This is a genomic window from Streptomyces filamentosus (genome assembly GCF_014654895.1).
GTDB classification, from domain to species: domain Bacteria; phylum Actinomycetota; class Actinomycetes; order Streptomycetales; family Streptomycetaceae; genus Streptomyces; species Streptomyces filamentosus.
Map to the genome: position 1 here is coordinate 1,892,403 of NZ_BNBE01000001.1, position 18,822 is coordinate 1,911,224.

The 18,822-nt window shown below is 71.3% G+C and carries 15 protein-coding genes; 7 read left to right on the plus strand and 8 right to left on the minus strand.

All coding sequences use genetic code 11. The annotated features are described in order from the left end of the window. Positions 1 to 139 precede the first annotated feature (139 nt). The gene (locus IE326_RS08225) at positions 140 to 1,846 is read right to left on the minus strand and encodes a glycerol-3-phosphate dehydrogenase/oxidase (RefSeq protein WP_150230840.1); all 1,707 of its coding nucleotides are present in this window, start codon (positions 1,844 to 1,846) and stop codon (positions 140 to 142) included. 366 nt (positions 1,847 to 2,212) lie between these two features. Here IE326_RS08225 and IE326_RS08230 point away from each other — a divergent pair, with 366 nt between their 5' ends. Both IE326_RS08230 and IE326_RS08235 read left to right on the plus strand, forming a co-directional pair. After that, positions 2,213 to 3,469, plus strand: a complete 1,257-nt coding sequence (locus IE326_RS08230) for a nucleotide sugar dehydrogenase (protein ID WP_150230838.1) — start codon at positions 2,213 to 2,215, stop codon at positions 3,467 to 3,469. 101 nt (positions 3,470 to 3,570) lie between these two features. Further along, on the plus strand, positions 3,571 to 4,080 hold the full coding sequence (locus IE326_RS08235) for a hypothetical protein (RefSeq protein WP_150230836.1): 510 nt from the start codon (positions 3,571 to 3,573) through the stop codon (positions 4,078 to 4,080). A gap of 69 nt (positions 4,081 to 4,149) precedes the next feature. Here the strand turns inward: IE326_RS08235 and IE326_RS08240 are convergent, their stop codons facing one another. The 4 genes from IE326_RS08240 to IE326_RS08255 all read right to left on the minus strand — a co-directional run bounded on the left by IE326_RS08240 (position 4,150) and on the right by IE326_RS08255 (position 8,482). Then, entirely contained in the window at positions 4,150 to 5,274 is a 1,125-nt protein-coding gene (locus tag IE326_RS08240) for a GuaB3 family IMP dehydrogenase-related protein (protein WP_150230835.1), read from the minus strand. Between the two features lie 107 nt (positions 5,275 to 5,381). Continuing rightward, positions 5,382 to 6,884, minus strand: a complete 1,503-nt coding sequence (guaB, locus tag IE326_RS08245; protein WP_150230833.1) for an IMP dehydrogenase — start codon at positions 6,882 to 6,884, stop codon at positions 5,382 to 5,384. 140 nt (positions 6,885 to 7,024) lie between these two features. Then, entirely contained in the window at positions 7,025 to 7,627 is a 603-nt protein-coding gene (locus IE326_RS08250) for a sigma-70 family RNA polymerase sigma factor (protein WP_030750140.1), read from the minus strand. A gap of 243 nt (positions 7,628 to 7,870) precedes the next feature. Then, positions 7,871 to 8,482 carry a response regulator transcription factor gene (locus IE326_RS08255; protein ID WP_003948568.1) on the minus strand — a complete coding sequence of 204 codons (612 nt, stop codon included), beginning with the start codon at positions 8,480 to 8,482 and terminating at the stop codon, positions 7,871 to 7,873. A gap of 500 nt (positions 8,483 to 8,982) precedes the next feature. On the opposite strand from IE326_RS08255, the gene IE326_RS08260 reads away from it, so the two are divergent. Beyond that, positions 8,983 to 9,363 carry a WhiB family transcriptional regulator gene (locus IE326_RS08260; RefSeq protein WP_150230831.1) on the plus strand — a complete coding sequence of 127 codons (381 nt, stop codon included), beginning with the start codon at positions 8,983 to 8,985 and terminating at the stop codon, positions 9,361 to 9,363. 71 nt (positions 9,364 to 9,434) lie between these two features. On the opposite strand, the gene IE326_RS08265 is transcribed toward IE326_RS08260, so the two are convergent. Next, a complete protein-coding gene (locus IE326_RS08265; RefSeq protein WP_150230829.1) occupies positions 9,435 to 10,334 on the minus strand; it encodes a LysR family transcriptional regulator in 900 nt (299 codons plus the stop codon). Between the two features lie 90 nt (positions 10,335 to 10,424). Here IE326_RS08265 and IE326_RS08270 point away from each other — a divergent pair, with 90 nt between their 5' ends. The 3 genes from IE326_RS08270 (at position 10,425) to IE326_RS08280 (ending at position 12,553) form a co-directional block, all read left to right on the plus strand. Beyond that, positions 10,425 to 11,111 (plus strand): MOSC domain-containing protein, encoded by a 687-nt coding sequence (locus IE326_RS08270; protein ID WP_150230827.1) that lies wholly within the window; start codon positions 10,425 to 10,427, stop codon positions 11,109 to 11,111. A gap of 53 nt (positions 11,112 to 11,164) precedes the next feature. Then, positions 11,165 to 11,938, plus strand: a complete 774-nt coding sequence (locus IE326_RS08275) for an SDR family NAD(P)-dependent oxidoreductase (RefSeq protein ID WP_190041187.1) — start codon at positions 11,165 to 11,167, stop codon at positions 11,936 to 11,938. Positions 11,939 to 12,124: 186 nt separating this feature from the next. After that, complete coding sequence (locus IE326_RS08280; RefSeq protein WP_150230823.1) at positions 12,125 to 12,553, plus strand: hypothetical protein; 429 nt, start codon at positions 12,125 to 12,127, stop codon at positions 12,551 to 12,553. Positions 12,554 to 12,684: 131 nt separating this feature from the next. Here the strand turns inward: IE326_RS08280 and IE326_RS08285 are convergent, their stop codons facing one another. Continuing rightward, complete coding sequence (locus IE326_RS08285) at positions 12,685 to 16,251, minus strand: hypothetical protein (RefSeq protein WP_190041188.1); 3,567 nt, start codon at positions 16,249 to 16,251, stop codon at positions 12,685 to 12,687. Between the two features lie 74 nt (positions 16,252 to 16,325). Between IE326_RS08285 and IE326_RS08290 the strand changes: the two genes are divergently transcribed. Further along, positions 16,326 to 17,024 (plus strand): ester cyclase, encoded by a 699-nt coding sequence (locus IE326_RS08290; protein WP_150230819.1) that lies wholly within the window; start codon positions 16,326 to 16,328, stop codon positions 17,022 to 17,024. A gap of 102 nt (positions 17,025 to 17,126) precedes the next feature. Here IE326_RS08290 and groL read toward each other — a convergent pair whose 3' ends face one another. Beyond that, a complete protein-coding gene (gene groL, locus IE326_RS08295) occupies positions 17,127 to 18,755 on the minus strand; it encodes a chaperonin GroEL (protein WP_150230817.1) in 1,629 nt (542 codons plus the stop codon). Positions 18,756 to 18,822: the final 67 nt, after the last annotated feature.

Sequence of the window (18,822 nt, forward strand, 5' to 3'; positions counted from 1 at the left end):
AACCCGCCCTGGAAGAGACGCCATTGTCCCTCACCTCGCGGCGGGCGGCGTCCCCGGGTCCGTACTCCGGAATGACGACGCGCCACCGCGGCCCCCGGGTTCCCTCCCGCCCCGGACGTACCGTCAGACGGAACGCCCGTCAGATCGGGACGATGTCGGGCGCACCGAGCCTGGCCGCGTCCGCCGTCAGGTCGTCGGGCTGCCGCTGGGACTCGCGCTCCGCCTCGACCCGCTTCTCGTAGTGCTCGACCTCCTTCGCGATCTGCTCCTCGTCCCAGCCGAGGACCGGCGCCATCAGTTCGGCGCACTCGCGCGCGCTGCGGGTGCCGCGGTCGAAGGTCTCGATGGAGACTCTGGTGCGGCGGGTGAGGACGTCGTCGAGGTGGCGGGCGCCCTCGTGGGAGGCGGCGTAGACGATCTCGGCGCGGAGGTGGTCGTCGGCCGCGGCGAGCGGCTCGCCGAGCGAGGGGTCCTCGGCGATCAGCGCGAGCAGTTCCTCGGCGAGGGAGCCGTACCGGTCGAGCAGGTGCTCGACGCGGACGACGTGGAGGCCGGCGCGGGCGGCGATCCCCGCCCGCGCGTTCCACAGCGCCCGGTAGCCCTCGGCGCCGATCAGGGGGGTGTCCTCCGTGACGCAGGGGGCGACCCTCCGGTCGAGGCCGTGCACGGCCTCGTCGACGGCGTCCTTCGCCATCACCCGGTAGGTCGTGTACTTGCCGCCGGCGACGACGACCAGGCCGGGCACCGGGTGGGCGACGGTGTGCTCGCGGGACAGCTTGCTGGTGGCGTCGGACTCGCCGGCGAGCAGGGGGCGCAGGCCCGCGTAGACGCCTTCGACGTCGTCACGGGAAAGGGGGGTGGCGAGCACCGTGTTGACGTGCTCCAGCAGGTAGTCGATGTCGGCGCTGGAGGCGGCGGGGTGGGCCTTGTCGAGGTCCCAGTCGGTGTCGGTGGTGCCGATGATCCAGTGCCGTCCCCAGGGGATGACGAAGAGGACGGACTTCTCGGTGCGCAGGATGAGGCCGGTGGAGGAGTGGATCCGGTCCTTGGGGACGACGAGGTGGATGCCCTTGGAGGCGCGGACGTGGAACTGGCCGCGCTCGCCGATGAGGGCCTGGGTGTCGTCGGTCCACACCCCGGTGGCGTTGACGACCTGCCGGGCCCGGATGACGTGCTCGCCGCCGGTCTCGACGTCCTGGACGCGGACGCCGACGACCCGCTCGCCCTCGCGGAGGAAGCCGACGACCCGGGCGCGGTTGGCGGCCCTGGCGCCGTAGGAGACGGCGGTGCGGACGAGGGTGAGGACGAAGCGGGCGTCGTCCATCTGGGCGTCGTAGTACTGGAGGGCGCCGGTGAGGGCGTCCTTGCGCAGACAGGGGGCGACGCGGAGGGCGCCCTTGCGGCTGAGGTGGCGGTGGACGGGGAGGCCGCGGCCGTGGCCGGAGGAGACGGACATGGCGTCGTACAGGGCGACGCCGGAGCCCGCGTACACCCGCTCCCAGCCCCGGTGCCGGAGCGGGTAGAGGAAGGGCACGGGCTTGACCAGGTGGGGGGCGAGCCGCTCCAGGAGGAGTCCGCGCTCCTTGAGGGCCTCGCGGACCAGGGCGAAGTCGAGCATCTCCAGATAGCGCAGGCCGCCGTGGATGAGCTTGCTGGAGCGGCTGGAGGTGCCGGAGGCCCAGTCGCGGGCCTCCACGATGCCGGTGGAGAGCCCGCGCGTGACCGCGTCGAGGGCGGTGCCCGCGCCGACCACCCCGCCGCCGACGACGAGCACGTCCAGCTCGGTGGCGGCCATGGCGGCGAGCGCGTCGGCGCGCCCCGCGGGTCCCAGTGTCGCTGTCCTCACGGCTGTCGCCTCCCGTCGTCCGGTGTGCGTCCTTGCGTCCCTGCGTCCGTCCCTGCGTCCTCTTGTGCCCGTGCCCGTGCGAATCGTGCGGGTGCTCGCGTCCGTGCGGGTCGTACCCGTACCCGTGCCCCGTACGGCTCGTGCCCGTGCGGGCGAGGGCCGGGCCGCTTCGCGGTCCGGCTCGCCGTTTCGATTCTGGACCGGCCCGGCCGCTTCGGCCACCGCCCCCGCGCGGACCTGTGGATAACACTCGGCGACCTTCGATCATGCAATGCCGCATAACGGTCATATTTACTCCTAGTCTGACATTGCACTCTGTTGCGTCGGCAACGGACCACGGCTACCGGGAAGGACGGCCCACTCCTCATGCCCGCAGACCTCGCCGTCATCGGCCTCGGCCACCACGGCCTCCCCCTCGCCCAGGCCGCGACCGCCGCGGGCATCGCCACCGTCGGCTTCGACACCGACCCCCGCCCGGTCGCCGAACTCGCCGCCGGCCGCCCCCCGGTCGACGGCTCCCTCACCGCCTCCGAGATCCGCCGCATGCTCTCCGCCGGCTTCCGGGCCACCACCAGCCCCGTCGAACTGGGCCGCGTCCGCACCGCCGTCCTCTGCGCCCCCACCCCGCTCTCCCCCGACGGCACCCTCGACCTCACCGCCGTCACCGACGCCGCCCGCGCGCTGGCCGCCCGGCTGCGCCCGCACACCACCGTGCTCCTGGAGTCCCCCGTCCCGCCGGGGACCACCGAGGGCGTCCTCCGGGAGCTCCTGGAGGCCGGTTCGGGGCTGCGGGCCGGCCGCGACTTCCACCTCGCGTACTCCCCCGACCGCCTCGACCCCGGCCGGTTCGACCCCCACAGCCGGCTGTCCGGCCTCGCCGGCACCCCGAAGGTCATCGGCGGCCTCACGTCCGCGTGCACCGAGTCCGCCGCCGCCTTCTACGGCCGCTTCACCGACAAGGTGGTCCGCGCGCGGGGCCCCCGCGAGGCCGAGACGGTCAAGCTCCTGGAGACCAACTTCCGGCACGTCAACATCGCCCTGGTCAACGAGATGGCGGTGCTCTGCCACGAGCTCGGCGTCGACCTCTGGGACGTCATCCGCTGCGCCGAGACCAAGCCCTTCGGCTTCCACGCCTTCCGCCCCGGTCCCGGCGTCGGCGGCCACGGCTTCCCCGTCGAGCGCCTGGGCGCCCACCGCCCGCTCCGCCTGGTCGAGCTCGCGGGCCAGGTCAACCAGCGGATGCCGCAGTACGTCGTGCAGCGCGCCGCCACCCTCCTCAACGAGCACGGCAAGTCCGCGCGCGGCGCCCGGATCCTGCTGCTCGGCATCACGTACAAGCCCGACCTCGCCGACCGCGAGGGCGCCCCCGCCGACGAGATCGCCCACCGGCTCATGGACCTCGGCGCGGCCGTCAGCTTCCACGACCCGCACGTCCCCGACTGGCGGGTGCGGGACCTGCCCGTCCCCCGGGCGGACTCCCTCTACGAGGCCGCCGCCCACGCCGACCTGACGATCCTGCTCCAGCACCACCGCGTCTACGACCTCCAGGGCCTCGCGGTGAAGGCCCAGCTCCTCCTCGACACCCGGGGCGCCACCCCCGCGGGGACCGCGCACCGCCTGTAGGCCGCCCCCGCATAACGGGTGGGTCACTGTCGGAGCGGACTGCTACTCTCCGGCCCTCTCGACCGCACACCCGTGCGGCCACACCGTGGGGGGACCACACCATGAGCCAGCCCGTACCGCCGCCCGGCAACCCCTTCGCCCAGGGCGCGCCCCAGCAGCCCGACGGCCAGAACCCGTTCGGCGCCTACCCGCCGGCGCCCGCGCCCCGCCAGAACAACCTGGTCCTCGGCATCGTCGCGGCCGTCGTCGCCGCGCTGGTCACGGCCGGCGTCTACGGCGCGATCATGGGCGGCGTCGAGGTCGAGATCGGCTGGGCCGCCGTCGGCGTCGGCTTCGCGGTCGGCTTCGCCGCGGGCAAGGTCGGCGGCAGCAACCCGGTGCTGCCGGTCATCAGCGCGGTCCTCGCCCTCGGCGCCGTCTACCTCGGCCAGCTCGTCGGCATCGCGGTCTTCTTCACCAAGGAGTTCGACGCCTCCTTCGCCGACGTCTTCTTCAAGCAGTTCGGCATGCTGGTGGACCTGTGGAGCGAGACCAAGGAGCCGATGACGTTCCTCTTCCTCGCGCTCGGCCCCGTCGCGGCCTTCTCCGGCGCCAAGAAGGCCGGCCAGTAGTCGGTACGCGTACGCGTGGGGCCCCGCACCGGTCGGTGCGGGGCCCCACGCGTCCGTACGGGAGGCGCGTCAGCGGCGGTGCTGCGAGTCCGCGACGGTGACCTCGACGCGCTGGAACTCCTTGAGCTCGCTGTAGCCCGTGGTGGCCATCGCGCGGCGCAGGGCGCCGAAGAAGTTCATCGAGCCGTCCGGGGTGTGCGACGGACCGGTGAGGATCTCCTCGGTGGTGCCGACGATGCCCAGGTCGACCAGCTTGCCGCGCGGCACGTCCTCGTGGACGGCCTCCATGCCCCAGTGGTGGCCCTTGCCGGGCGCGTCGGTGCCGCGCGCCAGCGGGGAGCCGATCATCACGGCGTCCGCGCCGCAGGCGATGGCCTTCGGCAGGTCGCCGGACCAGCCCACGCCGCCGTCGGCGATGACGTGCACGTACCGGCCGCCGGACTCGTCCATGTAGTCGCGGCGGGCCGCGGCGACGTCGGCGACGGCGGTCGCCATCGGGACCTGGATGCCCAGGACGTTGCGGGTGGTGTGCGCGGCGCCGCCGCCGAAGCCGACCAGGACGCCCGCGGCGCCGGTCCGCATCAGGTGCAGGGCGGCGGTGTACGTGGCGCAGCCGCCGACGATGACCGGGACGTCCAGCTCGTAGATGAACTGCTTCAGGTTCAGCGGCTCGGCGGCGCCGGAGACGTGCTCGGCGGAGACCGTGGTGCCGCGGATGACGAAGATGTCCACGCCCGCGTCGACGACGGCCTTGGAGAACTGCGCGGTGCGCTGCGGGGAGAGCGCGGCGGCGGTGACGACGCCGGAGTCGCGCACCTCCTTGATGCGCTGCCCGATCAGCTCCTCCTTGATCGGGGCCGCGTAGATCTCCTGGAGGCGGCGGGTCGCGGTGGCCTCGTCCAGCTCGGCGATCTCGTCGAGCAGCGGCTGCGGGTCCTCGTAGCGGGTCCACAGTCCTTCGAGGTTGAGGACGCCGAGGCCGCCGAGCTCGCCGATGCGGATGGCGGTCTGCGGGGAGACGACCGAGTCCATGGGGGCGGCCAGGAAGGGCAGCTCGAAGCGGTAGGCGTCAATCTGCCAGGCGATCGAGACCTCCTTCGGGTCCCGGGTGCGCCGGCTCGGTACGACGGCGATGTCGTCGAACGCGTACGCCCTGCGGCCGCGCTTGCCGCGCCCGATCTCGATCTCAGTCACGATGTGTGGCCTTTCCCTCTATGTCTGCGCCTACCAGTATCCCCGACACACGCGCGGGGGGCGGCTCCGGCCACATGCCGGAACCGCCCCCTCACGCGCGCGGCGGACTACTTCCTGCTGTAGTTCGGCGCCTCGACCGTCATCTGGATGTCGTGCGGGTGGCTCTCCTTGAGGCCCGCCGAGGTGATCCGGACGAAGCGGCCCTTGGACTCCATCTCCTCGATGGTGGCGGCGCCCACGTAGCCCATGGTCTGGCGGAGGCCGCCGACGAGCTGGTGGACGACGGAGGAGAGCGGACCGCGGTACGGCACCTGGCCCTCGATGCCCTCGGGCACGAGCTTGTCGTCGGAGGTGACGTCGGCCTGGAAGTAACGGTCCTTCGAGTAGGACCGGCCCTGGCCGCGGGACTGCATGGCGCCGAGCGAGCCCATGCCGCGGTACGACTTGAACTGCTTGCCGTTGATGAAGAGCAGCTCGCCGGGGGACTCCTCGCAGCCCGCGAGGAGGCTGCCGAGCATCACCGTGTCGGCGCCGGCGGCGAGCGCCTTGCCGATGTCGCCGGAGTACTGGAGGCCGCCGTCGCCGATCAGCGGGACGCCCGCGGCGCGGGCGGCGAGGCCCGCCTCGTAGATGGCGGTGACCTGCGGGACGCCGATGCCGGCGACGACGCGGGTGGTGCAGATGGAGCCGGGGCCGACGCCGACCTTGATGCCGTCGACACCGGCGTCGATCATCGCCTGCGCGCCGTCGCGGGTGGCGACGTTGCCGCCGATCACGTCGACGTTCACGCTGGACTTGATCTTCGCCATCCAGCTCAGGGCGTTGCTGTTGTGGCCGTGCGAGGTGTCGACGATGAGGAAGTCGACGCCGACGGCGGCGAGCGCCTGGGCCCGCTCCAGGGCCTCGGGGCTGGCGCCGACGGCGGCACCGACGAGCAGGCGGCCCTCGGAGTCCTTGGCGGCGTTCGGGTACTTCTCCGCCTTGACGAAGTCCTTGACGGTGATGAGGCCCTTGAGCACGCCCTCGTCGTCGACGAGCGGCAGCTTCTCGATCTTGTGGCGGCGCAGCAGCTCCATGGCGTCGACGCCGGAGATGCCGACCTTGCCGGTGACCAGCGGCATCGGCGTCATGACCTCGCGGACCTGACGGCTGCGGTCGGTCTCGAAGGCCATGTCGCGGTTGGTCACGATGCCGAGGAGCTTGCCGTCGGGGGCGGTGACCGGGACGCCGCTGATGCGGAACTTGGCACAGAGGGCGTCGGCCTCGGCGAGGGTCGCCTCCGGGTGGACCGTGATCGGGTCGGTCACCATGCCGGACTCGGAACGCTTGACGAGGTCCACCTGGTTGACCTGGTCCTCGACGGACAGGTTCCGGTGGAGCACGCCGACGCCGCCCAGGCGGGCCATGGCGATCGCCATGCGGGACTCGGTCACCTTGTCCATCGCCGCGGAGAGCAGCGGGATGTTGACCCGGACGTTACGAGAGATGCGGGACGAGGTGTCGACCGCGTTGGGGAGTACCTCGGAGGCTCCCGGCAGCAGCAGCACGTCGTCGTAGGTCAGCCCGAGTGTCGCGAATTTTTCGGGCACTCCGTCGACGTTGGCAGTCATGACACCTTCCCAAATGGCCTTGATCGGTGCGGGATGTCCATGCTAACGGCCTGAAGCGGTGTCTCATTCCACGATCAAGATCAGCGGCGAGCTTTGGACCTTCGTACGTATACGAAAGGGCCGCACGAGTGGTGCGGCTCTTACTGCTCGGCCAGGGCCCGCAGCCGGCTGAGGGCGCGGTGCTGGGCGACCCGGACGGCGCCCGGGGACATGCCGAGCATCTGGCCGGTCTCCTCGGCGGTCAGCCCGACGGCCACCCTGAGGACGAGGAGTTCGCGCTGGTTCTCAGGGAGGTTGGCGAGGAGCTTCTTGGCCCATTCGGCGTCGTCGCTGAGGAGGGCGCGCTCCTCGGGGCCGAGGGAGTCGTCGGGCCGCTCGGGCATCTCGTCGGAGGGGACGGCGGTGGAACCGGGGTGGCGCATGGCGGCCCGCTGGAGGTCGGCGACCTTGTGTCCGGCGATGGCGAAGACGAAGGCCTCGAAGGGGCGGCCGGTGTCCTTGTAGCGCGGCAGGGCCATGAGGACGGCGACGCAGACCTCCTGCGCGAGGTCCTCGACGAAGTGGCGGGCGTCGCCGGGCAGCCGGTTCAGCCGGGTGCGGCAGTAGCGCAGCGCGAGGGGGTGGACGCGCGCCAGCAGGTCGTGGGTGGCCTGCGCGTCCCCTTCGACGGCGCGGTGGACGAGCGCACCGATCTCCCCCTGCCCGGCAGGCATGGGTGAGCCCATGGTCTCGTCGTCGCGCATCGCTCCATGGTGCCTTGACGCCTTTCCGTCCGTGGCACCGTGTCCGTAGTTGTGCACCGAAGCGTTATGAGCAGGTGCGCCGGGATTCATCTCTGGCGCCCTCCCCTTCCGCTCGATCGACTCGTCCCCGAGGAACTCCACACCTCAAGGATGCGGCATCGGGCGGGGAAGTGACACAGGCCCGCCCCGTCCGCCCCTCGGCGGACGGGGGTGCGGACGGGGAGACGACCGGGGTCCGGCAGGTCAGCGGACCAGTCCCCAGCGGAATCCGAGCGCGACGGCGTGCGCCCGGTCCGAGGCACCGAGCTTCTTGAAGAGGCGGCGGGCGTGGGTCTTGACGGTGTCCTCGGAAAGGAAGAGCTCCCGGCCGATCTCCGCGTTGGACCGGCCGTGGCTCATGCCTTCGAGCACCTGGATCTCGCGCGCGGTGAGGGTGGGCGCGGCGCCCATCTCGGCCGAACGGAGCCGGCGCGGGGCGAGCCGCCAGGTCGGGTCGGCGAGGGCCTGGGTGACCGTGGCCCGCAGCTCGGCGCGCGAGGCATCCTTGTGCAGGTAGCCGCGGGCGCCCGCGGCGACGGCGAGCGCGACGCCGTCGAGGTCCTCGGCGACCGTGAGCATGATGATCCGGGCGCCGGGGTCCGCGGAAAGGAGCCGGCGGACGGTTTCCACACCGCCGAGGCCGGGCATGCGCACGTCCATCAGGATGAGGTCCGAGCGGTCCGCGCCCCAGCGGCGGAGGACTTCCTCGCCGTTGGCCGCGGTGGTCACGCGCTCGACGCCGGGCACGGTCGCCACCGCACGGCGCAGCGCCTCTCGGGCGAGCGGGGAGTCGTCGCAGACGAGGACGGACGTCATGACTGACCTCCGCGGCTCTCGCAGCTGTAGCGCGTCACCTTGAGCCTCCAGGGCTGTACGTATCGTCACCTGTGCGGTTGACGCTCCCGGACACCTGCCCGATCGCTTGTTCATTCAACCGCCTCGCACTCTCAACGATGGTCACTCGAAAGAGTTACGGGTCGGACGAGGCCTTCGGCACTCCTTGTGAGGGGCCGTGCACGGAGAAGAGCGTCGCAGGTCACTTGTCCACCGTCAGAACCTATGCCCCATTTAGCGGGTTTTCTTCCCTTTTCGTGGTGTCTGTGGCTAGATTCGCAATGAGTCATATTTACATCTACATCGACAGCAGCCGGACACACCGGACCTTTTCCGAACCCGTCCAGGACCCGACCAGGACCCGCTCGGGAACCACCCACGACGCACCCAGGAGCCACCGGGATCCGAGGAGTCCCGGCCAGAGAGCCGACACCCGTCCACCCACCAACCCGTCTCGACACGGTTTCAAGGGGACTAGCGCAATGGCAGATTTCTCCCGCCTTCCCGGACCCAACGCCGATCTGTGGGACTGGCAACTGCTCGCGGCCTGCCGCGGCGTCGACAGCTCCCTGTTCTTCCACCCCGAGGGAGAGCGCGGCGCGGCACGGAGTGCGCGCGAGAACTCGGCGAAAGAGGTCTGCATGCGGTGCCCGGTCCGCGCGGAGTGCGCGGCCCACGCACTCGCCGTACGGGAGCCCTACGGCGTGTGGGGCGGCCTCACCGAGGACGAACGCGAAGAACTCATGGGACGCGCGCGCAACCGCCTGATCGCGGCGGCGCCGGCGACGGCGGTCGCCGGGCGCGCGGCACCGTCGGCGGCCACGGCCGCGACGGCCGGTCGACCGATCATGGGACGTGCATGAAGGAACGTTTCCTCCTGGACTGACGCCCCGAACCGACAGCCGCGCCGCGCGCGTGGCGGCCCGAGGACGCCCTACGCGCGCGCGGCCGCGCGGGTCAGTTCGTCGAGGGTGGCCGCGACGGCGGGGACCTGGGCCAGGTCCGGCAGGGTCAGGGCCACGATCTCGCGCTCCACGGCCGGTTCCACGGTGACGGTCCGCGCGCCCTTGGGGCGTACGGACTCGATGGCCAGTTCCGGGAGGACGGCCACGCCCAGACCCGCGCCGACCAGGCCCACCACCGCGGGGTAGTCGTCGGTGGCGAAGTCGATGCGGGGGGCGAAGCCGGCCTCCTCGCAGACGTCGACCAGCTGGCGGCGGCAGCGGGGGCAGCCCGCGATCCAGGAGTCCTCCGCCAGTTCGGCGATGCCCACCGAGCCCGCGCCGGCCAGCGGATGGCCCTCGGGGACCAGGCCCACCAGCCGGTCGGTGAGGAGCGGGCGGACCACCAGGTCGTCCCATTCGCCGGGCGTCTGGCCCCTCCCGTACCGGAAGGCGAGGGCGATGTCGCAGTCGCCCTCGCGGAGCATCTCGACGGAGCGCGGCGGTTCGGCCTCGACGAGGGAGACCCGGGTGCCGGGGTGGGCGGCGCGCAGGGCGGCGAGCGCGGTGGGGACGAGGGTGGAGCTGCCGCTGGGGAAGGAGACGAGGCGGACACGGCCCGCCCGCAGCCCGGCGATGGCGGCGACCTCCTCCTCGGCGGCGGTGAGCCCGGCGAGGATGCCGGCGGCGTGCCGGACGAGGACCTCGCCGGCCTGGGTGAGGCGCATCTCGCGGCCGGTGCGGATGAGCAGCGGGGTGCCCGCGGAGCCCTCCAGGGCCTTCATCTGCTGGCTGACGGCGGGCTGGGTGCAGCCGAGTTCGCGGGCCGCGGCGGAGAAGGAGCCGGTGGCGGCGACGGCGCGCAGGACGCGGAGGTGGCGGGCCTCGATCATGGTTCGAGCATAAGCGACTCTTGGATCCGTAAGCGAATATTCGATCAAATCTTTGAGGCTGGGAGGGAGTGTCCCCTTTACGCTGCCCCCATGACCTTGCTGAGTGTGAACGCGGGCCGGGCGAAGAGCGTCGGCTACACCGACTCCGCCTCGGGGAAGACGGGCATCGACAAGCGCCCCGTCGACGGGCCCGTCCGGATCGGGGTCCCGGGGCCGCCCGGCGTCGGGGCGAGCGGCGTCGCCGGGGACGAGGTGTGCGACCTCCGCTTCCACGGGGGCGCCGACCGCGCGGTGTACGCCTTCGCGCGCGAGGACCTGGACCGCTGGGAGGAGGAGCTGGGCCGCCCGCTGCCGAACGGCTCCTTCGGGGAGAACCTGACGCTGAGCGGCCTGGACGTGAACGGCGCGCTGATCGGCGAGCGCTGGCGGATCGGCGGGGACGTGGTCCTGGAGGTCACCGGCGGCCGGATCCCCTGCCGCACCTTCCAGGGCCACCTGGAGGAGCAGGGGTTCGACGCCAGGGGCTGGGTGCGGCGGTTCACGCGGACCGAGGCCGGTCCCGGCGCGCTGCTGCGGGTGATCGAGCCGGGCGAGGTGCGGGCCGGGGACCCGGTCGAGGTGGTGCACCGGCCGGACCACGGCGTCACCGTCGCCTTCCTGCACCGGGCCGCGACCACCGAGCGCGGGCGGCTGGCGGAGACGCTGGTGGCCGCCGAGTGGATGGAGTCCGGACTGCTGGCGCTCGCTCGTCAGTACGCGGACAAGTACAGCGGCTGAACCCCGGCCGTACGGGGGCCCGGGGGCGCGCTCCCGGGCACTACGGTTCCGGTATGACCACTGCACTGATCACGGGAGCCACCGCCGGCATCGGGGCCGCCTTCGCGCGCAGGCTGGCGGCCGACGGCCACGACGTCGTCCTCGTGGCGCGGGACCTGAAGCGCCTGCGGGAGCAGGCCACCGAGCTGCACGACCGGCACGGGGTGGAGGCCGAGGTGCTCGCCGCGGACCTCTCCGCCGAGGAGGGGATCGCGGCGGTCGAGGCCCGGCTGTCCGACCCCCGGCGCCCGGTCGACCTGCTGGTGAACAACGCGGGCTTCGGCAACAAGGGCCGGTTCCTCGACGTGTCGATGGCCGACGAGCTGAAGATGCTGACGGTGCACTGCGAGGCGGTGCTCCGGCTGACCTCGGCCGCGGCCGCCGCGATGCGGGAGCGCGGCCGGGGCGGGGTGGTGAACGTCGCCTCGGTGGCCGCCTTCGTGCCGCGCGGCACCTACGGCGCCTCGAAGGCGTGGGTCGTGCAGTTCACCCAGGGCGCGGCCCGGGACCTCGCGGGCAGCGGGGTGCGGCTCATGGCGCTCTGCCCGGGCTTCGTCCGCACCGAGTTCCACGAGCGGGCCGGGATGGGCACGGACAACATCCCGGGCTGGATGTGGCTCGACGCGGACAAGCTGGTGACGGCGGCCCTGGCCGACCTGGCGCGCGGCAGGACCCTGTCGGTCCCGGACCCCCGCTACAAGGCCCTGATGGGCGTGGTGAAGCTGGCGCCGCGCGCCCTGCTGGGCGGGGTGTCGTCGAAGGCGGGCCGGAAGTACGGCCCCCAGTAGGCCCGGGAGCACAGCCCCCGGTGGGTCCGGAAGTACGGCCCCGGCAGGCCCGGGAGCACGCCCCCGGCAGGTGCCCGTGGGGGCGTGCCCGGAGGGGCGTACCCAGGGCCGGACGGGGCGGTACTCAGGGAGGGTTGAGTACGCCGCGCCCTGTCCGGGCGCGGCCGGATGCCCGATTCTCGGGGCATGGACCGCATCTTCCGCCGCAAGGCCTCCCTCTCCGCCGCCGGCCTGCTGACGGCCCTGGTCGCGATCGCCGCCTGGGCCGCCTGGATGGGCTGGGACCAGGAGCGCGACGTGCACCCCGACGGCTCGGAGACGGGCCCGTACGAGACCTGGCAGGGCGTCGGGCTCGTGCTGACCCTGCTGCTGCCGGTGGCGTGGACGGCGGTGCGGGGGCACGGCCGGGCCGGTGCGGTCGGCACCTCGGCGGGGCTCACGATCGCCGCGTTCTACGACTGGTCGGACGACGCCAGCGGCCTCTACGCGGTCGGCACCTTCATGCTCGCGGCCGGTTCCCTCGCCGCGACCATGGCCGTCCAGGCGCTGGTCACCGCGTGGTCGGACCGCCGGGCGCTGCGTCGACGCGCGCGGAGGCACCGTCCCACCAGCTGACGTGCGAAAACGGGGTCCGGACGAGGCGGACGCGGAGTTCGGCATGGCCAGTCCCGCCGCCGGCGTTCTGGAAGAAGCCGACTACGAGTCCGAGGAGTCGCCCAGGGATTCCTCACCGATGCGAACCGGGTTCACGCCCGGTTCGTGGCCTTGGCCGTGCACCACTCGAAGACGAAGGGAGCAGCGGCGGGTTCGAGGTACAGGACATCGTCGAGAAGATCCTCAAGGCTGTGCCTGCGCAAAAGCCGCGCGAGAAGCACTCGCCCGTCAGAGGGACTGACGACCCGGACCAGCCTGCCGAGCCCGAACGGCATCCTGTCGGCGTCTTCCGCATCGGCGAGCAGCCCCTTCGCCTGTATCTCGGCAGTCGCCCGGTCGCGTTCCCCGGCCTCCGCGAGGGCAAGAACCATCGTGATCCTCACAAGGAGGGTGCCGGCATCGTCCGGGAGGGACCGGAGGAAAGCACGTGCACGGTCGTACTCGTCCTCTGCCACAAGGGCGCGGACTGTCTCTGTAAGGAGTACGGAGGCGGCCCAGTCGGACGTGTTCTTCGTCCTGGAGACGACGTCCGCGAGCAAGGCATCTCCCGCGTCCCACTCGCCGAGTGCGAAAAAAGCGCGGAGCACCCCCGGGATGCTCATGAAGGCGTAGGGCGTCTGTTCGTAGTGGGACAGTCCTTCGTCCAGACAGACACGGGCCAGCTCCTCCTCACCTGCCTTCGTGTGGGCTACCGCGATTGCGGTCCAGGCATCGACGCGGCCATGCGCCGTGGTGACCCGGCGCGCGTACGGCTCCGCTGATGCTGCATCCCCGTGCTCAGCCACGCCCTTGGCCAGTATTTCCCACAGGCCCTCCCCCGCCTGAGCTTCCAGGGCTGCCGCGAGTGCCTCCGCCTGCGTGAACAACCCTTCGCCGCAGAGGTGCTGCATCGACTGCAGCACCGCCCTGTAAGTCGCTGGACCGCCTCCGAGTCGGCGTATCAGCGTGTGGGCGCGGTCGAACTCCCCCAGCCGAACCAGGGTTTCGATCGTCGAAGCCGCATGGATCTGCCAGCCAATCGAATCGTTTTCGCCCTCGTCGGAAGCCCTCGCGAGCCCACCCCGGCCCTCGAAACCGCGCAGCAGATCACGGGCCAGGTCGTCGAACCCTCCCTTCGCCAGGGAAAGAGCGGTATGGAAGAAGTCAAGGTGTCCGGCACAGGATTCAGACCTGGCCTGACGTTCCGCATCTGCCACGACTTCCGCCGCGACAGCGGCGGCCTCAGGTGATCCAGCGCCGTCAGAGCATGCCGTCACCACACCTCGTACCAGGGCGAACCTGCCATTGCCCAAAGGGACGTCAGGCGCGATCCCACGCGCTCGGCTCAGATCACCGGAGCGTGCCAGTGCTTCGACGACGACACCCAGTGGCTCCCGCGACAGCGTCGGATACGGGGCCTGCGCACGCGCGAGGGCCTCCGCCCGATCGAAGTCGCCGGCTTCTGCCAATGCCTCCACCACGGCGCGAAGGGCCCGGTCCCTTCCCGCCGGTTCATCGAGGGAGCGGGCCAGCTCCACGGCGGTGCTTAGGCCGTCCGCTTCATCGGCCGCAGAGCGCACGGCACGACCGGCCACGACCTCACACAGGGCGGACGCCCGGGCCCCCGGGTCCTGGATCGACTCCGCGAGCGCCTGAGCCCGGTCCACCTGCCCCGCCGCCATCAGGGCCGCGACCACGTCGCACACGGCCCAGTCACGTGATTCGGGCTCGTCGAACCGCTCGGCGGCCGTCATGGCCCGCCCGTGTTCGCCTGCCTTCGCCAGCGCCTCGACCACACCGGGGAGAACGGGCGACGCGCAGAGCGCCGCCTCCATCCGGTCCAGGATCCCAGCCGCCCTTTTGTCACCGGCCCGCAGGAGAGCCGATGCGATGTGGGCCAACGGCAGCGCCTCTTCCCCGGGCCCCGCCTCTCCCGCAAGCCGAAGGGCCTCGTCGACGTCGCCCCGCTCGGCATGTCCCACGGCTGCTGTGGCCAGCAGGAGCACCCGGGCCACTATGTCCTCTTCGGTGCGGTAGAGGGCATGATCGCGCTCTCCGGACGCTCTCCACGCCCGGGACACCTCGCACAGCAGTTCCGCCCGCAGCCACGGGGCCTCCACCAGTCGAGCGCACTCGACTGCCTTGTCGTGAAAGCCGACATGGATCCACCCACGACTGACAGCTTGCAGGGCCCAATCCCGCTCGGATCCGAACGTGTCGTCAGCCTGCTCCGCAGCTTCCTGCGCGGCGCTCAACAACGCACCGGCGTCGGACCGGCGGCCGACGCGATGGAGTTCCTTCGCGACATCTACAAGCGCCAGCGCCCGCCATTCGTCAAGGACGATGCTGCGGGCGAGTCCTTCCGCCCGGTCGTACCGGCCCAGCTTCGCCCATGCCCATGGCAATGTCGGCGGAATGTTGTCACTCGTATTCACGAGCTCCTCGCGAGCGACCACGAGTCGCAGGAAGTCGAGGAAGTCCGGCACGCCCCCGTCGATAAGGGCGGCCTCCGTCGCCTCGATCTCCGTCAGGGCCGCCCGGTCCCCACCCGTCACGGCGAGGAGCCGGTCATGCCGCGCGGCGTCGAGCGCGCAGCGCCGCATCCGCCCCAGGTCTCCCGTGTCCCTCAGCAGGGAGAACCAGCCGCGCAGAAGGTACGCGGGAGTCTCCTCCGGCCAGTGCCGGGAGCCCCATCGCTCCGCCCACACATGCACAACGTCCCGGTATCGGGCCACGCCCCGCGGCCCGATCATCTCCACCGCCAGGCTCTGGAGCTCCTCGTGCGCGAGAAGGTACACCTCACCGACCCGCACGAACGTTCTACCAGTACGCGTACGCAGAAGGTCCCTGACTTGGTACTGCCCCTCCCCTGTCAGCTCCGCCAGGTCGTCCGCCGTGAGGCCACCACCCGCCGCCGTGAGCAGGCCGAGCAGGTCGCGCGGGAGGCCCCCCGCCATCAGGAGGCCCTTGAGTTCGCGCTCGGCTTCGGAGCGGATCGCACGAGCGGCCGAGGACGGAGCGAGGACCCGTACGATTCCAGGGTCCTGGAGCGGGTGATCCTCGGGGACGTCCGGCGGAAGGGGCGGGTTGAGGCGGCCGGAGACCACGACGGGGATGTCGTATGGGAGAAGTGCCGCGATCGAGTGGGCTTCAGATCCTGTCGTCACCCCCCGGTCCTCGTCGAGGCCATCGACGAGAAGGACGAGCCGTTCGCCGCGTTCGGAACAAACCTGAGCGGCCAGGGAGTACAAGTCCAGCAGGTGGGCTTCCCTGGTCGCAGGGGTGAGCATCGCCGGCAGTGCCTGGCCGGCCAGTTCCGCGAGCTGTTCGAGGACGACGTCGACGTAGGCTTCGGCGTCGCTCTGGAAGGACCAGCGGGCGGTGACGAAGAAGGGGACGACGCGCACGCCCTGGGGCGGGTGGAGGGCGAACCACGCCATCAGTGCCGTCTTTCCGGCCCATGCGTCGGCCCGCCACCACGCGTAACCTCGCCCTGCGAGACAGAAGGCGGCGAGTTCCGCCAACTCTTTCTCTCTGTCGACAAGTTGGGATGGCGCATTGATGAGGACCCGCTTGCGGTAGGCCGAGCGGACCGGTGGCCACGCGGCGGCTCCCACCACGTTGTTGTCGCCGATCACCACGTTCCCGGCACTGTTGTCGACGCTGATTCCCCGTTCCACGCCCCCATGCTGCCAGGACACCCCGATCGGCCGGACCTAAAATGGAAGGGCCCGAACCGGGCCAGGAGGCGGCCATGACCTTCGTACAGATCATCGATTGCAGGACGAGTCGGGTCGAGGAGCTGAACCGGCTCATGGACCGGTGGGTCGAGGAGACCCGGGGGAAACGGACCGCGACCCACAGCATCGTCGGGACCGACCGGTCCGACGCCTCGCACGTCGTGGAGATCGTCGAGTTCCCCTCGTACGACGTGGCCATGCGGAACTCGCAGCTGCCGGAGACCGACCGGATCTTCCGGGAGATGGTCGCCCTCTGCGACGAGATGCCGACCTTCACCGACCTGGACGTGGTCCGGGACGAGGCGCTGTACAAGGCGAACGCGCGCCAGTTGTTCGAGCGCTTCGCGGACGGTTCGGACCTGGCGCTGCTCGACGCGCTGCTCGCCGAGGGCTACCACGACCACGATCCGACGAACCCGCAGGACGCCATCGGACTGGACGCGGTCCGGCGCGAGGTGGAGGAGTGGCGCAGGGGCTTCGACTTCGGCTTCGCCGTCGACGACCAGCTCGCGGACGGCGACCGCGTGTGCACCCGGTGGACCTGGCGGGGCTCCCACGTCGGGGACTTCATGGGGCTCCAGCCGACGGGGATGGAGGTCACCATGACGGGGACCACCGTTCACCGCTTCCGCGACGACGGGAAGATCGTCGAGGGCTGGTGGCAGTACGACCTGCTCGGACTGATGAACCAGCTCGGCGCGGTCGAGCCCTGACGGCCCCGACGGCCCTGGCCGTCGGGGCCGTCTCGGGAGAGAACACCGAGGCCCGGTGTCCCCGCGCGGGGACACCGGGCCTCGGTGGTTCGGTCGGTGGCCTCAGTGGGAGTGGCCGTGACCGTGGCCGTGACCGTGGTCCGCCGGCTCCTCCTCCTTCTTCTCCACCACGAGGGTCTCGGTGGTGAGGAGCAGGGAGGCGATGGAGGCGGCGTTCTCCAGGGCGGAGCGGGTGACCTTCACCGGGTCGATGACGCCGGCCTTGACCAGGTCGCCGTACTCGCCGGTGGCGGCGTTGAAGCCCTGGCCCTTGTCGAGCTCGGCGACCTTGGAGGTGATGACGTAACCCTCCAGGCCGGCGTTCTCGGCGATCCAGCGGAGCGGCTCGACGGCGGCGCGGCGGACGACCGCCACACCGGTGGCCTCGTCGCCGGTCTTGTCGAGGTTGCCCTCCAGGACCTTGACGGCGTGGACGAGCGCGGAGCCACCACCGGAGACGATGCCCTCCTCGACCGCGGCGCGGGTCGCGGAGATGGCGTCCTCCAGACGGTGCTTCTTCTCCTTCAGCTCCACCTCGGTGGCGGCGCCGACCTTGATCACGCACACGCCGCCGGCGAGCTTCGCGAGGCGCTCCTGGAGCTTCTCGCGGTCCCAGTCGGAGTCCGTGGTCTCGATCTCGGCCTTGATCTGGGCGACGCGGCCCGCGACGTCGGCGGAGTCGCCGCCGCCGTCGACGATGGTCGTGTCGTCCTTGGTGACGGTCACGCGGCGGGCGGTGCCCAGCACGTCCAGACCGGCCTGGTCGAGCTTGAGGCCGACCTCCTCGGCGATGACGGTGGCACCGGTGAGGGTGGCCATGTCCTGGAGCATCGCCTTGCGGCGGTCACCGAAGCCGGGCGCCTTGACGGCGACGGCGTTGAAGGTGCCGCGGATCTTGTTGACGACGAGGGTGGAGAGCGCCTCGCCCTCGACGTCCTCGGCGATGATCAGCAGCGGCTTGGAGCCACCGGCCTGGATGACCTTCTCCAGGAGGGGCAGGAGGTCCTGGATGGAGGAGATCTTGCCCTGGTTGATCAGGATGTACGGGTCGTCGAGGACGGCCTCCATGCGCTCCTGGTCGGAGACCATGTACGGCGAGAGGTAGCCCTTGTCGAAGGCCATGCCCTCGGTGAACTCCAGCTCCAGGCCGAAGGTGTTGGACTCCTCGACGGTGATGACGCCGTCCTTGCCGACCTTGTCCATCGCCTCGGCGATGAGCTCGCCGACCTGCTGGTCCTGCGCGGAGAGCGCGGCGACGGCGGCGATGTCGGACTTGTCGTCGATCGGGCGCGCGGTGGCGAGGAGCTCCTCGGAGACGGCCTTGACGGCGGCGTCGATGCCCTTCTTCAGGGCGGCCGGGGAGGCACCGGCGGCGACGTTGCGCAGACCCTCGCGGACGAGCGCCTGGGCGAGGACGGTGGCGGTGGTGGTGCCGTCACCCGCGATGTCGTTGGTCTTGGTCGCCACCTCCTTCACGAGCTGGGCGCCGAGGTTCTCGTACGGGTCCTCGATCTCGACCTCGCGGGCGATCGTGACACCGTCGTTGGTGATGGTGGGGGCGCCGAACTTCTTGTCGATGACGACGTTGCGACCCTTGGGGCCGATCGTCACCTTCACCGTGTCGGCCAGCTTGTTGACGCCGCGCTCAAGGGCGCGACGGGCGTCCTCGTCGAACTTCAGGATCTTCGCCATGGGAGCGATTCAGCCCTCTCGGAAATCGTGTGGGAAAACAAACCGCGCCCCGGACGCCCGTGGAATC

What these genes read in the sequence shown, in the direction of transcription:
- IE326_RS08230 (WP_150230838.1), top strand. Translation starts at nt 2,213, where the DNA reads ATGCCCGCAGACCTCGCCGTCATCGGCCTCGGCCACCACGGCCTCCCC.
- IE326_RS08235 (WP_150230836.1), top strand. Translation starts at nt 3,571, where the DNA reads ATGAGCCAGCCCGTACCGCCGCCCGGCAACCCCTTCGCCCAGGGCGCG.
- guaB (WP_150230833.1), bottom strand. Translation starts at nt 6,884, where the DNA reads ATGACTGCCAACGTCGACGGAGTGCCCGAAAAATTCGCGACACTCGGG.
- IE326_RS08250 (WP_030750140.1), bottom strand. Translation starts at nt 7,627, where the DNA reads ATGCGCGACGACGAGACCATGGGCTCACCCATGCCTGCCGGGCAGGGG.
- IE326_RS08255 (WP_003948568.1), bottom strand. Translation starts at nt 8,482, where the DNA reads ATGACGTCCGTCCTCGTCTGCGACGACTCCCCGCTCGCCCGAGAGGCG.
- IE326_RS08260 (WP_150230831.1), top strand. Translation starts at nt 8,983, where the DNA reads ATGGCAGATTTCTCCCGCCTTCCCGGACCCAACGCCGATCTGTGGGAC.
- IE326_RS08265 (WP_150230829.1), bottom strand. Translation starts at nt 10,334, where the DNA reads ATGATCGAGGCCCGCCACCTCCGCGTCCTGCGCGCCGTCGCCGCCACC.
- IE326_RS08270 (WP_150230827.1), top strand. Translation starts at nt 10,425, where the DNA reads ATGACCTTGCTGAGTGTGAACGCGGGCCGGGCGAAGAGCGTCGGCTAC.
- IE326_RS08275 (WP_190041187.1), top strand. Translation starts at nt 11,165, where the DNA reads ATGACCACTGCACTGATCACGGGAGCCACCGCCGGCATCGGGGCCGCC.
- IE326_RS08280 (WP_150230823.1), top strand. Translation starts at nt 12,125, where the DNA reads ATGGACCGCATCTTCCGCCGCAAGGCCTCCCTCTCCGCCGCCGGCCTG.
- IE326_RS08290 (WP_150230819.1), top strand. Translation starts at nt 16,326, where the DNA reads ATGACCTTCGTACAGATCATCGATTGCAGGACGAGTCGGGTCGAGGAG.
- groL (WP_150230817.1), bottom strand. Translation starts at nt 18,755, where the DNA reads ATGGCGAAGATCCTGAAGTTCGACGAGGACGCCCGTCGCGCCCTTGAG.